This window comes from Mycobacterium sp. NPDC049093 (assembly GCF_040704635.1).
Classification (GTDB): domain Bacteria; phylum Actinomycetota; class Actinomycetes; order Mycobacteriales; family Mycobacteriaceae; genus Mycobacterium.
The window spans coordinates 65,626-79,764 of sequence record NZ_JBEZJS010000001.1 but is presented as its reverse complement, the minus strand read 5'-3'; the positions used below and the strand labels follow the sequence as shown (position 1 = coordinate 79,764).

16 protein-coding genes and 1 riboswitch are annotated in these 14,139 nt (G+C 66.1%); of the genes, 8 read left to right on the top strand and 8 right to left on the bottom strand.

Annotation, left to right across the window (positions count from 1 at the left end; all coding sequences use genetic code 11):
- Together AB0876_RS00410 and AB0876_RS00405 are read right to left on the bottom strand one after the other, a co-directional pair.
- The gene (locus AB0876_RS00410) at positions 1-771 is read right to left on the bottom strand and encodes a hypothetical protein (protein ID WP_491837635.1); all 771 of its coding nucleotides are present in this window, start codon (positions 769-771) and stop codon (positions 1-3) included.
- 73 nt (positions 772-844) lie between these two features.
- Entirely contained in the window at positions 845-1,465 is a 621-nt protein-coding gene (locus AB0876_RS00405) for a carbonic anhydrase (protein ID WP_064883913.1), read from the bottom strand.
- 25 nt (positions 1,466-1,490) lie between these two features.
- Between AB0876_RS00405 and AB0876_RS00400 the strand changes: the two genes are divergently transcribed.
- Positions 1,491-2,363: an HhH-GPD family protein gene (locus tag AB0876_RS00400; protein WP_491837634.1), complete on the top strand. Its 873-nt coding sequence runs from the start codon at positions 1,491-1,493 to the stop codon at positions 2,361-2,363.
- Between the two features lie 100 nt (positions 2,364-2,463).
- A complete protein-coding gene (locus AB0876_RS00395; RefSeq protein WP_491837633.1) occupies positions 2,464-2,724 on the top strand; it encodes a hypothetical protein in 261 nt (86 codons plus the stop codon).
- 4 nt (positions 2,725-2,728) lie between these two features.
- On the opposite strand, the gene AB0876_RS00390 is transcribed toward AB0876_RS00395, so the two are convergent.
- On the bottom strand, positions 2,729-3,700 hold the full coding sequence (locus AB0876_RS00390; protein WP_491837632.1) for a helix-turn-helix domain-containing protein: 972 nt from the start codon (positions 3,698-3,700) through the stop codon (positions 2,729-2,731).
- Positions 3,701-3,771: 71 nt separating this feature from the next.
- Here AB0876_RS00390 and AB0876_RS00385 point away from each other — a divergent pair, with 71 nt between their 5' ends.
- A complete protein-coding gene (locus AB0876_RS00385) occupies positions 3,772-4,002 on the top strand; it encodes a hypothetical protein (protein WP_526040880.1) in 231 nt (76 codons plus the stop codon).
- Here AB0876_RS00385 and AB0876_RS00380 read toward each other — a convergent pair.
- Positions 3,985-4,746: an alpha/beta fold hydrolase gene (locus AB0876_RS00380; protein ID WP_491837630.1), complete on the bottom strand. Its 762-nt coding sequence runs from the start codon at positions 4,744-4,746 to the stop codon at positions 3,985-3,987. The two genes, AB0876_RS00385 and AB0876_RS00380, sit on opposite strands and share 18 nt — an antisense overlap.
- Positions 4,747-4,785: 39 nt before the next feature.
- On the opposite strand from AB0876_RS00380, the gene mhuD reads away from it, so the two are divergent.
- The 5 genes from mhuD (at position 4,786) to AB0876_RS00355 (ending at position 9,601) form a co-directional block, all read left to right on the top strand.
- Positions 4,786-5,103 carry a mycobilin-forming heme oxygenase MhuD gene (mhuD, locus tag AB0876_RS00375; RefSeq protein ID WP_526040879.1) on the top strand — a complete coding sequence of 106 codons (318 nt, stop codon included), beginning with the start codon at positions 4,786-4,788 and terminating at the stop codon, positions 5,101-5,103.
- Positions 5,078-6,442, top strand: a complete 1,365-nt coding sequence (locus tag AB0876_RS00370) for a serine hydrolase (RefSeq protein ID WP_491837628.1) — start codon at positions 5,078-5,080, stop codon at positions 6,440-6,442. Before mhuD ends, AB0876_RS00370 begins: the two co-directional genes overlap by 26 nt.
- 18 nt (positions 6,443-6,460) lie before the next feature.
- On the top strand, positions 6,461-7,912 hold the full coding sequence (locus AB0876_RS00365; RefSeq protein ID WP_526040878.1) for a serine/threonine-protein kinase: 1,452 nt from the start codon (positions 6,461-6,463) through the stop codon (positions 7,910-7,912).
- A complete protein-coding gene (locus AB0876_RS00360; RefSeq protein ID WP_491837626.1) occupies positions 7,909-8,421 on the top strand; it encodes a hypothetical protein in 513 nt (170 codons plus the stop codon). The genes AB0876_RS00365 and AB0876_RS00360 overlap by 4 nt, the downstream gene beginning before the upstream one ends.
- A 121-nt stretch (positions 8,422-8,542) precedes the next feature.
- Entirely contained in the window at positions 8,543-9,601 is a 1,059-nt protein-coding gene (locus AB0876_RS00355; protein WP_526040877.1) for a sensor domain-containing protein, read from the top strand.
- A gap of 4 nt (positions 9,602-9,605) precedes the next feature.
- Here the strand turns inward: AB0876_RS00355 and AB0876_RS00350 are convergent, their stop codons facing one another.
- From AB0876_RS00350 to clpC1, 4 genes are all read right to left on the bottom strand, one after another.
- The gene (locus AB0876_RS00350; RefSeq protein WP_526040876.1) at positions 9,606-10,160 is read right to left on the bottom strand and encodes a histidine phosphatase family protein; all 555 of its coding nucleotides are present in this window, start codon (positions 10,158-10,160) and stop codon (positions 9,606-9,608) included.
- Between the two features lie 15 nt (positions 10,161-10,175).
- On the bottom strand, positions 10,176-10,940 hold the full coding sequence (locus AB0876_RS00345) for a CbtA family protein (RefSeq protein ID WP_526040875.1): 765 nt from the start codon (positions 10,938-10,940) through the stop codon (positions 10,176-10,178).
- 21 nt (positions 10,941-10,961) lie between these two features.
- A complete protein-coding gene (locus AB0876_RS00340; RefSeq protein WP_491837623.1) occupies positions 10,962-11,153 on the bottom strand; it encodes a CbtB domain-containing protein in 192 nt (63 codons plus the stop codon).
- Positions 11,128-11,320, bottom strand: a riboswitch (cobalamin riboswitch). (Overlaps the previous gene by 26 nt.)
- A gap of 78 nt (positions 11,321-11,398) precedes the next feature.
- The gene (clpC1, locus tag AB0876_RS00335) at positions 11,399-13,927 is read right to left on the bottom strand and encodes an ATP-dependent protease ATP-binding subunit ClpC (RefSeq protein ID WP_491837622.1); all 2,529 of its coding nucleotides are present in this window, start codon (positions 13,925-13,927) and stop codon (positions 11,399-11,401) included.
- Positions 13,928-14,139: the final 212 nt, after the last annotated feature.

The following is a 14,139-nucleotide window of genomic DNA, read 5'->3' as shown; positions in this document are numbered from 1 at the left end:
TCAGTTGCCCGGTGCGGCCGGCTCAGCCGGCGGTGCGCCCTCGGCGGGCGGTCCGGGCAGCTGCGGATTGGGTTGAGCCAGGATGAACGGCACCGGCGCCGATCTGAGATTGCCCAGCTGCACCATCAGGTTGTAGGTGCCCGGTCCGATCGGCTGACGCGGCATCGGGCACTGCGGCGCCGAGCTCATGCCCGTCCAGGTGACCTCGGTGGTCACCTGCTCCCCCGGGTTGAACGTCTTCACCAGCGTCTCGTTGGACGGTGCGCAGTCCAGGTTGGACCAGAGCCGGTTGTTGTCCAACGCGTACACGTAGGCGGCCAGCACCGCGGCACCCACGTCACGCTTGCAGGCCACCAGACCGATGTTGGTCACGACCATGGTGAACTTCGGCTGCTCGCCCACGACGTACTGCGGCTGGCTCGTGATGCCCTTGACCGCCAGTGTCGAATCCGGGCAGTCGTCGCCCTCCTTGAGCAGGGGTGGCGGTGTGACGGCCGCCGTCGGCGTGGCGGTCGGGGGCGGTGCGTGCTGAGCCGGCGGCACCACCGGGGACTTGACCTCGGGATTCTCGCCCGGCAGCGGCGTGGGCGGGGCAGCGGCGGCAGTGGGTTCGTCGGCTGACTTGGTCTCGGCTCCGGAGCTACTGGTCACGATCACCGCGACGATCGCGGCGATGATCCCCACGACGACTACCGCGATTCCGATGGCCAGCGCGCGGCGCCGCCAGTAAATCTGCGAGGGCAGTGGCCCATGAGGTTCGAGATCCAACACGGCTTTCACGGTAAGCCCAGGTCATACCCAGTTGCCCGAGGCGCCCCGGCGTGTCGGGGCGCCAGCGAAATTCTCAGGCTTCGCCGATGTTGCCCAGATGGCTGCGCAGTTCCACGTGTCCGTCGGACAGGTGGTAGGTGGCGCCGACAATGGCCTGGGTGCCTGCGGCGAGACCGTTGGAGATCGCGGCCGACCGCATCTGCAGCTGGTTGACCGTCTCCTTGACGTGGAAGGCCTCGAACTCGTCGACGCGGGTCAGACCGGAATGGCGGCCCATCAGGATCGACGGGGTCACCCGCTCGACGATGTCGCGCACGTAACCGCCGGGCACCTGCCCCTCGTCGAGGGCATTGATGGCCGCCTTCACCGCACCGCAGCTGTCGTGGCCGAGTACCACGATCAGCGGCACGTTCAGGATCGACACCGCGTACTCGATCGAACCCAGCACCGCGTTGTCCAGCACATGGCCGGCGGTACGGACCACAAACATGTCGCCCAGTCCCTGGTCGAACAGCAACTCGGCGGCGACGCGGCTGTCACCGCATCCGAACACGACGGCCGTCGGCTTCTGACCGTGCGCGAGCTTGGCCCGGCGGGCGATGTCCTGGCTGGGATGCTGCGGTTCGCCGGCAACAAAGCGGGCGTTACCGTCCTTGAGTGCCTTCCAAGCGGATACCGGATTCGAGTTGGGCATATCAGCCATTCTGCATGAGCCGCCCATGAGCATCGACCCGGGCGAATTAGTAGGTTGGTATGAATCGGCCCAGCGCGACCTGCCTTGGCGGCGACCAGGCGTTTCCGCCTGGCAGATCTTGGTCAGTGAATTCATGCTGCAGCAGACGCCGGTGTCGCGCGTCGAGCCCATCTGGCTGGCCTGGATCGAACGGTGGCCCACACCGTCGGCCACCGCGGCCGCCGGATCGGCCGAGGTGCTGCGCGCCTGGGGCAAGCTCGGTTATCCGCGGCGGGCCAAGCGTCTGCACGAGTGTGCCGTGGTGATCGCGGGCGAATACGACGACGAGGTACCCAGTGACGTCGAGACGCTGCTGACCCTGCCCGGCATCGGCGCCTACACGGCCCGTGCCGTCGCGTGCTTCGCCTATTCGGCCGGCGTCCCGGTGGTCGACACCAATGTGCGCCGGGTGGTCACCAGGGTGCTGCACGGTCAGGCGGACGCACCCGCCCGGGCCCGCGACCTGGACGACGTGGCCGCACTGCTGCCACCCGACGAGACGGCACCGGTCTTCTCGGCCGCCCTCATGGAGTTGGGCGCGGTGGTGTGCACCGCGCGCGCACCGCAGTGCGGCGGCTGTCCGTTGAGCCGATGCCGTTGGCGCGCTGCGGGTTACCCCGCCGGGACGGTCATCAAGCGCGTGCAGCGTTACGCCGGGACCGACCGCCAGGTGCGCGGCAAGCTGCTGGATGTCTTGCGCGCCAGCAGTTCCCCGGTGACCCGGGCTCAACTCGACGTGGCCTGGCTCACCGACACCGCCCAACGGGACCGCGCGCTGGACTCATTGCTGGTGGACGGCCTGGTGGAGCAGACCGACGACGGCCTTTTCGCTCTCGCCGGCGAAGGCGGAAATACATGAGGTCGGCATGAATGCCTGCCGCAGCACACCATTGGGGCTTTGCTTCACATAGAACGGATCTATGTCAAGCAAAATCTTAGCGACGTTTGCATGTACGGCGATGGGCCTGGGCCTGGGCCTGGCAGCACCGGCCACCGCCGCACCGTCCGGCACGGGCTCAGCTTCCGACACCGTCCGCGACCTGGAGAGCCGGGGCTATCACGTGCAGGTCAACTCCAACGCCAACACCGGCCTGTCGAACTGCCGCGTCACCGGGGTGCACGGACTGGCCGACTCCAACATCGACGACAACGGGTACCGGATCGATCCGTCCCAGCACACCACGGTCTACGTCAACGTGTCGTGCCAGCCCGACGGCTGACATCTCACGCGATGACGGCGTCTTCGTCTGTACTGCAGGAGAATTGGCGCCGATAGTCCGACGGCGTCACTCCGATGACCCGCCGGAAGTGATGACGCAGCAGCGTCGCGGTGCCAAACCCGGCCTGCCCGGCGATCCGGTCGATATCCAGATCGGACTCCTCGAGCAGCCGGCGCGCGTACAGCACCCGCTGATCGGTGATCCACTGCATCGGCGTGGTGCCGGTCTCTTCGACGAACCGGCGAGCGAAGGTGCGGGTGGACATCGCGGACCGTCTGGCCAACGTCGTCACGGTATGCGGCTTGTCCAGATTACCCATGATCCAATCCAGGTGCGGCGCAAAACTTTCCGAACACCTCACGGGAATGGGCTGATCGATGAACTGACGCTGCCCGCCATCGCGCTGCGGCGGGACGACCATGCGCCGGGCGATCTTGTTGGTCACCTCACTACCGAGCTCGCGGCGAACCAGGTGCAGGCAGGCATCGATACCGGCCGCGGTGCCCGCGCTGGTGATCAGGTTGCCGTCGTCGACGTACAGCACGTTGCGATCCACGCGCGCGGTCGGATACCTGCGCGCCAGCTCGTCGGCGTGCATCCAATGCGTGGTGCACGGCCTCCCGTCCAGCAGGCCCGCGGCGCCGGCCAGGAACGCACCCGAGCACACGGTCAGGATGATCGACCCCGCATCGGCGGCGGCACGCACAGCCTCCAGCGCCTCGGGCAGGTAATCCGAGCCGCCGATAGCCGGAATCGCGACCAGGTCCGCGCCCTGAAGTGCATCCAGCCCGTATTCCGGTGTCAGCGTGGCGCCGACGGATGTCCGTAGCGGCTTGCCCGCCTCGGGCCCGCATACCTTGAAGTCGAAGTTCGGCACCCCTTCCGCGGACCGATCGATCCCGAAGACCTCGCAGATGACCCCGAACTCGAATACCGCCAGGCCGTCGAGCACCAGCGTGGAGACGCTTCTCAGCATGGCAGCATTTTATCGCAAGGTGTCAGCGCTGCCACTGTTGGCGGTATATTTTCCTAACAACAATTACTGCCATGACTGTTGCACTCGCCCTGATCATCCTGACCTCACCCTTCGCGGTCGCCGCCGCGGTGAGCTGGGCGGCACGGCGCAGCAATGTCCTGCGTTTCCGCCTGGATCTGTTCGACCTCAACCAGCCCGACTACGAGACCTACCGCGCGGACCACGATCTCGATGCGATCCGCAGCCGCTTCGAGCACCAGCCGTCGTGGCCGAGCGCAGGGGCCCTAGGCGAGCGTCGTTAGGAAAGCGGTCACGGCCTCCCGGTACACCTCGGGCGCATCGTCGTGGATCAGATGGCCCGCGCCGGGAACGTGCAGATACCTTGCATCCTGGCCGATTTCGGCCATCTCACGCATCTGCCCGGGCGGCGCCACCGAATTCTCCGCCTCCATCAGCAACGTCGGCACCCTTACGTCCCGCCACTGCTGCCAGTAGTCCCGTGTTCCCCACTGGGCGGCGATGTCCAGCCACCACTGCGGGTACCCGTGCAACCGCCAACCGGTGTCCGTCCGGTCGAAGGCCTCGAGGAAATACTGACCCGCGACGGGTCCGAACTCGTCGTAAACCTCCTGCGCCGAGGCGAACTCGACCGGGAGGGCGTGCACCCACGGTTCCCACGGGCCGGTGGTGCGGCCCCGGAAATCGGGGGCCATGTCCTCGACCACCACGGCTTTGACAAGTTCCGGGCGAGCCGCGGCCAGGCACCAGGAATGCAACGCACCCATGGAGTGCCCTACCAACATCGCCGGCCGCCCCAGACCCGCCACGGCGTCACCGAGATCCGCTACGAAACGCTCGGTGCTGATCGGATGGGGATCGACCACATCGCGCCCGCGGTGCCATGGCGCGTCGTAGGTGTAGACCTCACCCAACTCGTTCAACCACGGCAATTGGCGTGACCAGGTGCTGCCGCGACCCATCAGGCCGTGTACCAGCACGATGGGCTCGCCGCGCCCTCCTCGGTGGGTGAGTAGATCTGTGACCATCCCGTTATCTTGCCGGGCAGCCACGGTAGCCTGAACACCATGCCCGTCGTGAAGATCAACGCCATCGAGGTCCCGCCCAACGCCGGCCCGGAACTGGAGAAGCGCTTCGCCAACCGCGCACACTCCGTCGACAACCAGCCTGGATTCCTGGGCTTCCAACTGCTGCGTCCGGTCAAGGGCGAAGAGCGCTACTTCGTGGTGACGCAGTGGGAAACCGAGGAAGCCTTCCAGGCATGGGCCACCGGCCGCGCTGCCGAGGCACACAAGGGCGAGCACGCCAACCCGGTCGCGACCGGCGCGTCACTGCTGGAGTTCGAGGTTGTGCTGGACGTTGCAGGGCCCGCTGCCCAGGCGTAGCCGCGGCCGGACGCTGCGCCGCACGGTTGGCCTGACGGCCATCACAGCGGTCGCCGCGGCCCTGGCTTGTGGCTGTTCGCCCAACGTCGCGCCGGCGGCAGAAGTGTCCTACGGCGCACACATCGACACCATCACCCCGCCTGGTCTGCGTGCCAAGCAGACCATGGACATGCTCAACTCCGACTGGCCGATCGGCCCCATCGGCGTGCGCACGCTGGCCGCCCCCGAAAAGGTCGATCTGGTGGGCACCAAGATGGACTCGATCTGGTGGGATCGACCGTTCAAGGTCACCTCGGTCGACATCGGGGCGACGCAGGCGACGTTGCATGTGCTGACGTCCTACAACGTGGCCCAGGACATCGCGCTGAGGACCAACGACGCCGGCCTGGTCGACCGCTTCGACGTCACCCTGGTGCCGCCGAAGATCGAACAGTGGTCCGACATCGACACCGAGCTGACCAAGTCGGGTGCGCGGTACTCCTACCGGGTGTCCAAAGTGAACAACGGGAAGTGCGAGCAGGTCGCCGGCACCAACACCGACATGTCACTCCCCCTGGCGTCGATCTTCAAACTGTATGTACTGCTTGCAGTTTCGGACGCGGTCAAGGCCGGCACGCTGAGTTGGGACGATCACCTCACGATCACCAAGGAAGGCAAGAAGCTCGGCTCCGCCGGGCTGGACAAGCTTCCCCCCGGCGCTCAGATCACGGTGCGGACGGCCGCCCAACAGATGATCTCGGCCAGCGACAACATGGCCACCGATCTGCTGATCGGCCGGATGGGCCCGGCCGCGGTGGAACGCGCCCTGGTGACCGCGGGACACCACGATCCGGCCAGCATGACCCCGTTCCCGACCATGCACGAGGTGTTCTCGGTCGGTTGGGGCGAGCCGAATCTCCGCGACAAGTGGAAGACCGCCTCTCCCGCCGACCGGGTTGCGCTGCTCCAGCAGACCAATGCCCGTCCCTACGAACCGGATCCGTACCGCACCCACACTCCCGCATCCAACGACGGGCTGGAGTGGTTCGCCAGTGCGGCCGACATCTGCCGGGTACATGCCGCGCTGCAGGCCTCGGCCTACGGTGCTGCCGCGCCGGTGAAGGACATCCTCTCCGCGCTGCCCGGCATCGACCCGGATCCCGACAAGTGGCGCTACATCGGTGCCAAGGGCGGCAACCTGCCCGGCGATCTGACGTTCAGCTGGTACGCGGTGGACTACACCGGGCAGCCGTGGGTGTTCAGTTTTCAGCTGAACTGGCCGAAGTTCCGTAGTCCCACTGCCGCGGGCTGGTTGTTGCAGATCGCCAAGAGGGCATTCGCCATGGCACCCGTGGGTTAGCTCGGTACGATCCGCTGCATGCCGCTGCAGACGGGGTCGAATTTCGCCGGGTTCACGGTGGTGCAGCCGCTGGGCTCCGGCGCGATGGGCGAGGTTTATCTGGTTGAGCACCCGCGCCTGCCACGCCAGGAGGCCGTCAAGATTCTGCCGGCCAGTGCCTCGCAGGACCCCGGCTATCGCGACCGGTTCACCCGAGAAGCCGAACTGGCTTCGAGTTTGTGGCATCCCAACATCGTTGCCCTGCATGACCGTGGCGAGGCCGACGGCCAACTGTGGATCTCGATGGATTACGTTCGCGGCCGGGACGCCGCGAATCTGGCGCGGGCGTATCCCGGGGGTCTGCCGCTGGTCCAGGTGACGGCGATCGCGACCGCGGTCGCCTCCGCCTTGGACTACGCGCACGGCCACGGGATGTTGCACCGCGACGTCAAGCCCGCCAACATTCTGCTCGGAGAGAGCGACCACGCCGATCAACGCATCCTGCTCGCCGATTTCGGCATTGCCCGCCGCACCGGGGACATCAGCGGACTGACCGCAACCAACACCACGGTGGGCACCGTGGCCTACGCCGCCCCCGAGCAGTTGCTGGGCGCGCAGCTCGATGGCCGCACCGACCAATACGCCTTGGCGGCCACGGTATTTCACCTCTTGGCGGGCGCACCGCCGTTCGTCGACACCAATCCTGCGGTGGTGATCGGGAAGCACCTCAGTGCAGCGCCACCCCCGTTGTCCCAGTTCCGGCCCGAGCTGGCCCGACTGGACCCCGTTTTCGCGCGAGCGTTGGCCAAGTCGCCCGGCGACCGCTATCCGAAATGCTCGGATTTTGCGCAGGCACTCGCCGGCGCCGCCTTCGGTGCGCCGCAGTCGATCCATCAGCAGGTGACCATGCCTGCGATCGCCCCGATGGCTGCGGCACCGGCACACTTCGCCGTCCCTACCGGAGTGCCAACCCAATTCGCTGTCCCGGTTGCATCACCTCGCGGGACGGCTGCGGCAGTGGCCGTCATGGTGGTGCTTCTCGTGTTGCTGGCCGGCGCGGGCGGGTTCACCGCCTGGCAATGGTCGCGCCCCACACCTCAGGCGGCTGCCTCGACGCAGTGGCAGCCGTATGCCGACTTCGCCAAGGGGTTCACCGAACGGATGATGTCCATCAGTCCACAGACAAGTGAGGCCGACGTCGACTGGATCCTGGACAACGCGACCGGAACGTTCCACGACCAATTCGCGAAAACGCGTGACACTTTCGTCCAGACATTGAAAGCCACGGGCGTGACCACGACTGCGAGCACCAAGTCGGTGGCACTCAAGTCCATCGACCACCACGGCGAAAGCGCCGTTGTTCTCATCGCGGCGACGGCGCAGCCCAAGAACGACTCCGGCGACCAGGCTCCCCGAAATTGGCGGCTGATCGTCACCGTCGAGAAAGTCGACGGGGCCTTCAAGGCCTCGAATGTCGAGTTCGCATCGTGACCGGCCGCCAGACTGCTCTGTGGATCATCAACGCCGCGTTGGCCGTTGGTATCGCAGTGCTCGGGGCGCTCGGCGGCATCCAGCTGATCGTGAAGAGTCGCCCGGCACCGGTGGCCCTCGCAGATCAGGCCGATCTACGGCAGGCCGTCACCGACGCCGCGGCGACCAACACCGTGAAGATCCTGTCCTACTCGTCCGACACCGTCGAGCAGGACGTCGCCGCGGCGCTCGCCGTCACCACCGGCGACTTCGCCGACTACTACAAGAACTTCACCGAAACGTCCGTCATCCCCGCCGCGCGGCAGAAGCACGTCAATACCACTGCAACCGTCGTGCAGTCCGGTGTCATCTCCATCGACAACCCCGACACGGCAGCAGCTTTGGTGTTCGTCAATCAGGTCAGCACCAGCGCGGCCAACCCGGACCCGTCCACCAGTCAGAGCGCGGTGCGGGTTGGCATGAAGAAGGTCGACGGGCAATGGCGCATCAACAGTTTCGACCCCCAGTGACCTGACCGCGATTGGATTGCTGCGCAGCCGGTCAACCGCTGCGAGTTAGGCTCCCACCGTGACGCATGGAGGTTACTGGCCGCCGCCTGGACCGGTGAATGACCCATTTGGCGGCGGTTCTGTGGCTGGACCATTCGGCGGGCCACCGAATTTCACCCCGACGGGGCACCAGCCGCCCGATCAACCGCAACCCGAAGTCAACACTCTGGCCACCTTGTCGGTGGTGTTCGCCGCAGTCTTCGCACCCGTGGGTGCCGCCCTCGGACACCTTGCCCTCCGACAGATCCGTCGCACCGGACAACGCGGCCGCGACCGGGCGCTCATCGGCCTGACGGTGTCCTACGTCGTCATCGTGGCCGTGGTCATCGGGCTGGTCGTGTGGATATCTACCCGGGGCGCAGGTGATCCGACGCCGGCGCCTGAGCCGAACTCACCGGTGTCGGCGCCGCCGTCCCCGTCAGCGTCGGCAAGCACGACGCCGACAGTCACGGTCGGTCCTGGACCAGCCGACCGAAGCTTCACGCCCGCCGCACCCCTTCTGTCCCTCGACGAAATGCGGAAACTGATGAACGAGGAGCGCGGGTTTCCGTACTTTGTCACACCGTCGCAGATCACCGACTTCGCGGCATATCCCCAACTCGACCAGCCTGAGGAACTCCCCGGAACACAGGGCACCGTCAGTGATCCCACCTGCGCCCCGATGTACTTCGCCGGGACCGCATCAGGTTTCGAAGGCCTCGAGTACCGGGAGATTCGCTCAGTGACCATGGGACAGCCGGGTCCAAACGCGACGCAGTCGGTGACGCAGGCCGCCATCGTCTTCGACAGCCCCGAAGCTGCCAATGCTGCGCTGGCGACCTATGCGCAGCGGGTCAATGCGTGCGGCACACGCACAGGGCTCACTCTCACCCTGGCCGGAACTGGCAAGACCTACGAGATGAACAACGGGACGGTGGAGAACATGGGATCCGCCTCAACGGGCCCTGCAGCAGGGGTGGATCTGTACGTCGGGCGAGCCGAACCGGAGGGGTATTCGCACGCGCCGCGAACAGAGGGACAGTTCGTCGTCGAACGCGGATTCGCAGTCAAGGGCAATACCCTGGTTGACGTGTCGCTTCGCGGGCTCGGATTCATGGCGCAGCAACAGAACATCCTTGACGCGATGGTGGCGAAGATCTAGAGCCTCACGAAGTGGCGCTACGCAGCGTCCAGGCCTGACCGCGGAAATTCATGACGGTGCGGCTCATCGGTGCGATGTCGATCCGCCAGAACGATTTCGGTGGCGCATCCAACGCGACCAGGATGGCCGCGCGGATCACCGCGGGGTGGGTGACGGCCACCAGCTGTCCCCGCGCCGAGGCCAGGCTGTCCATCCAGCCGTGCACCCGTTGGACGAGATCGACCACCGACTCGCCGCCGTGTGGTGCCCGGGTCGGGTCGGTGAGCCAGACCGCCAGGTCCGCCGGCTGGACGCCGCTCAGAACGGTCCCGCGCCAACTCCCGAAGTCCAGGTCGGCCAGCTGAGGTTCGACCGCCGCCGGCAGGCCGAGCAGTTCCGCGGTCTGCCGGGCCCGTTTCTCCGGCGCACAGTAGGCCGCGTCGACGACGCCGAGATCGACGGTCGCGTCGGCCTGCCGATGGCCCAACTGGTTCAGCGGTTCGTCGTTGGGGAATCGTCCGGCCGCCATGGCGTCGGTCATCGCATGCGACACCAACGACAGCCGGACGACCTCACTCATCGAGAATCACCGAAGTCACGCGCTGACGGACTGCTTCTTCTCACCGAGCACCTTCGACGCCAGCGCCCCGAACACCAACCCGATGGTCGCCCAGATCACCACCTGCGTCCCCAGCGAGTACAGCCGGAACTCGTAGAGGTCGTCGCCGGGGAACGCCGACGGGGTCTCATGGATGCCCGGCAGGATCAGGAACACCACAGCCATCGACACCACGTAGTCCGCGATACCGATCAGGCAGGCATTCCACACCCCCAGCTTCGGCGTGAGCCGACGCGCGAGCAGGATCGAGCCGACGAACAGGGCGGCCGACACCACCACCAGCAGCACGTACAACAGGGTCCGCTGCTTGATCGTCTCGTCGAGGCTCACCGCCGGCGGGTTGGGCGGGTACTTGAGCGCGGGGACGATCCACAACGAGACCAGCATGCCGCCGGCGGTCAGCGCCGCCAGTGCTCGCGCCGAGAGGCTGATCCGGCCGTATGCCACGCAGAACACGACTGCCAGGAGCGCGCCCATCGCCACGCTGAAGATCAGGACGCCGAGACCCATCCCGATGTTGGATTGCACGCCGCGGGTGAACACCTCGGCGCCTTCGCCGCCGTGGGAATGCCCGCCCGCACCGTGTGCGTGTTCGGCGGCCTCATGCGCCGCGCCGACACCGTTCTCGAAGTCGATGGCCCGGCCGATGACCGGTTCGATCAGCAGCTTCGCCCAGAGGAAGGCGAGCACGCCTGCTAGGGCGCCGGCCAGAATGCCGCGCCCGATGAGTTGTCTTTCCATTTGTCCGGTTTCTCCGCTGCGTCAGTGGCAGGGGAATCCGAGCAGGTGGCGGGCATCGTGCACGAACTCGTGCACGTAGGTGTTGTTGCCGAACACGGACGTCGCACCCTGATCCATGCCGACGAAGTAGAGGGCCAGCAGGGCGACGAACGCCGACAGGGTCAGCCAGAGCACCGCCTTGGTCGCCGACAGGTCGATCGGCCGGGCATGCACCTTGCGTGCGTCAGTGGAAGTCATCTACGTGCCTTTCCGGGAATTCGCGTCCCAGTCCGTGTCATGACAGGTCAGGGTCTGACTTTTACAGTGGCGCGGCCGTCTTGGATTCTCACCAAGTTCCTTTGCCTGTCGATTACAGCAGCATCCTAACTACCGCGCAGGAGTTCTCCCTAGGGCAGGTGTGAAACAGGTATGAAAAATGCCCCCGCCATTTACGGCGGGGGCATTCTTCGTCATGGACCTTATTCGGCCGTCGCTGCGGCCTTGGCCAGATCCGGACCGTCGGAACCGGCCGCCTTGGGCGCACCGGAGAACGTGAACTTCGCGTCCTCCCCGGCGCCTTCGCCGTCCCAGCCCTCGACGTCGACCGTCACCAACTGGCCCGGGCCGAGCTCCTCGAACAGGATCTTCTCGGAGAGCTGGTCCTCGATCTCGCGCTGGATGGTGCGCCGCAGCGGGCGGGCACCGAGCACCGGATCGAAGCCACGCTTGGCCAGCAGGGACTTGGCCTTGTCGGTCAGCTGCATCTCCATGTCCTTGGCCTTCAGCTGGTTGCCGACTCGGCCGATCATCAGGTCGACCATCTGGATGATCTCGTCCTGCGTCAGCTGGTGGAACACGATGATGTCATCGATGCGGTTGAGGAACTCCGGCCGGAAGTGCTTCTTCAGCTCGTCGTTGACCTTCTGCTTCATCCGCTCGTAGTTGTTCTCGCCGCCGCCCTGGCTGAAGCCCAGTCCGACCGCCTTGGAGATGTCGGACGTGCCCAGGTTGGAGGTGAAGATCAACACCGTGTTCTTGAAGTCGACGGTGCGGCCCTGACCGTCGGTGAGACGACCGTCTTCCAGGACCTGCAACAGGCTGTTGTAGATCTCCTGGTGAGCCTTCTCGATCTCGTCGAACAGCACGACCGAGAACGGCTTGCGACGGACCTTCTCGGTGAGCTGGCCGCCCTCTTCGTAGCCGACGTAGCCCGGAGGGGCACCGAACAGCCGCGACGCGGTGAAGCGGTCGTGGAACTCGCCCATGTCGATCTGGATGAGCGCGTCGTCGTCGCCGAACAGGAAGTTGGCCAGCGCCTTGGACAGCTCGGTCTTACCGACACCGGACGGACCGGCGAAGATGAACGAGCCGGACGGGCGCTTCGGGTCCTTCAGACCGGCACGGGTACGGCGGATCGCCTTGGAGACGGCCTTGACGGCGTCCTCCTGGCCGATGATCCGCTTGTGCAGCTCGTCCTCCATGCGCAGCAGGCGCGTGGTCTCGGCCTCGGTCAGCTTGAACACGGGGATGCCGGTCCAGTTGCCGAGCACCTCGGCGATCTGCTCGTCATCGACCTCGGCGACAACGTCGAGATCGCCTGAGCGCCACTGCTTCTCACGCTCACCGCGCTGAGCGACCAGGGTCTTCTCCCGATCACGCAGGCTCGCAGCCTTCTCGAAGTCCTGCGCGTCGATCGCGGACTCCTTCTCCCGGCGGGCGTCGGCGATCTTCTCGTCGAACTCGCGCAGGTCTGGCGGAGCGGTCATCCGGCGGATACGCATCCGGGCGCCGGCCTCGTCGATCAGGTCGATCGCCTTGTCCGGCAGGAACCGGTCGTTGATGTAGCGGTCGGCCAGGGTGGCCGCGGCCACCAGCGCACCGTCGGTGATCGAGACGCGGTGGTGCGCCTCGTAGCGGTCCCGCAGACCCTTGAGGATCTCGATGGTGTGCTCGACCGTCGGCTCACCGACCTGGACCGGCTGGAACCGGCGCTCCAGGGCAGCGTCCTTCTCGATGTACTTGCGGTACTCGTCGAGGGTGGTGGCGCCGATGGTCTGCAGCTCGCCACGGGCCAGCTTGGGCTTCAGGATCGAGGCCGCGTCGATGGCGCCCTCGGCGGCACCCGCACCGACGAGCGTGTGCAGCTCGTCGATGAACAGGATGATGTCGCCGCGGGTGTTGATCTCCTTGAGGACCTTCTTCAGGCGTTCCTCGAAGTCACCGCGGTAGCGGCTGCCTGCCACCAGCGACCCCAGGTCGAGGGTGTACAGCTGCTTGTCCTTGAGCGTCTCGGGGACCTCGCCGTGCACGATGGCCTGCGCCAGCCCCTCGACGACGGCGGTCTTGCCGACGCCGGGCTCGCCGATCAGCACCGGGTTGTTCTTGGTGCGACGGCTCAGCACCTGCATGACCCGCTCGATTTCCTTCTCGCGGCCGATGACCGGATCGAGCTTGCCCTCCATGGCGGCGGCGGTGAGGTTGCGGCCGAACTGGTCGAGGACCAGAGAGGTCGACGGGTTGCCCGACTCGCCACCACGGCCACCGGTGCCGGCCTCGGCGGCTTCCTTGCCCTGGTAGCCGCTCAGCAGCTGGATGACCTGCTGGCGCACGCGCGTCAACTCGGCGCCGAGCTTGACCAGCACCTGCGCGGCGACGCCTTCGCCCTCACGAATCAGGCCGAGCAGAATGTGCTCGGTGCCGATGTAGTTGTGGCCGAGCTGCAGCGCCTCACGCAGGGAAAGCTCCAGCACCTTCTTGGCGCGTGGCGTGAAGGGGATGTGACCGGACGGTGCCTGCTGGCCCTGGCCGATGATCTCCTCGACCTGGCTGCGCACGCCTTCCAGCGAGATGCCCAACGACTCCAGCGACTTGGCGGCTACGCCCTCGCCCTCGTGAATAAGACCCAACAGGATGTGCTCGGTCCCGATGTAGTTGTGGTTGAGCATCCGGGCTTCTTCTTGCGCCAGGACGACGACCCTGCGGGCACGGTCGGTAAATCTCTCAAACATCGGTGGTTACCTGCTCTCCATCGCGTAGCGATACCCGCGTACGGCTTCGTTATATCGGTTTTCTCGTAGCCCGCACGTAGTACCTACCGTCCACTCTAATGGGCGGCCGTCCCGGGTGCGGAGGTTGGACCCAGGACAAGCTGTCCACATCGAGTGCTGCAGATGAGCAACGCCGCCGGTAGACGATTCGTTTCCGAAAACCGCTCGATTCG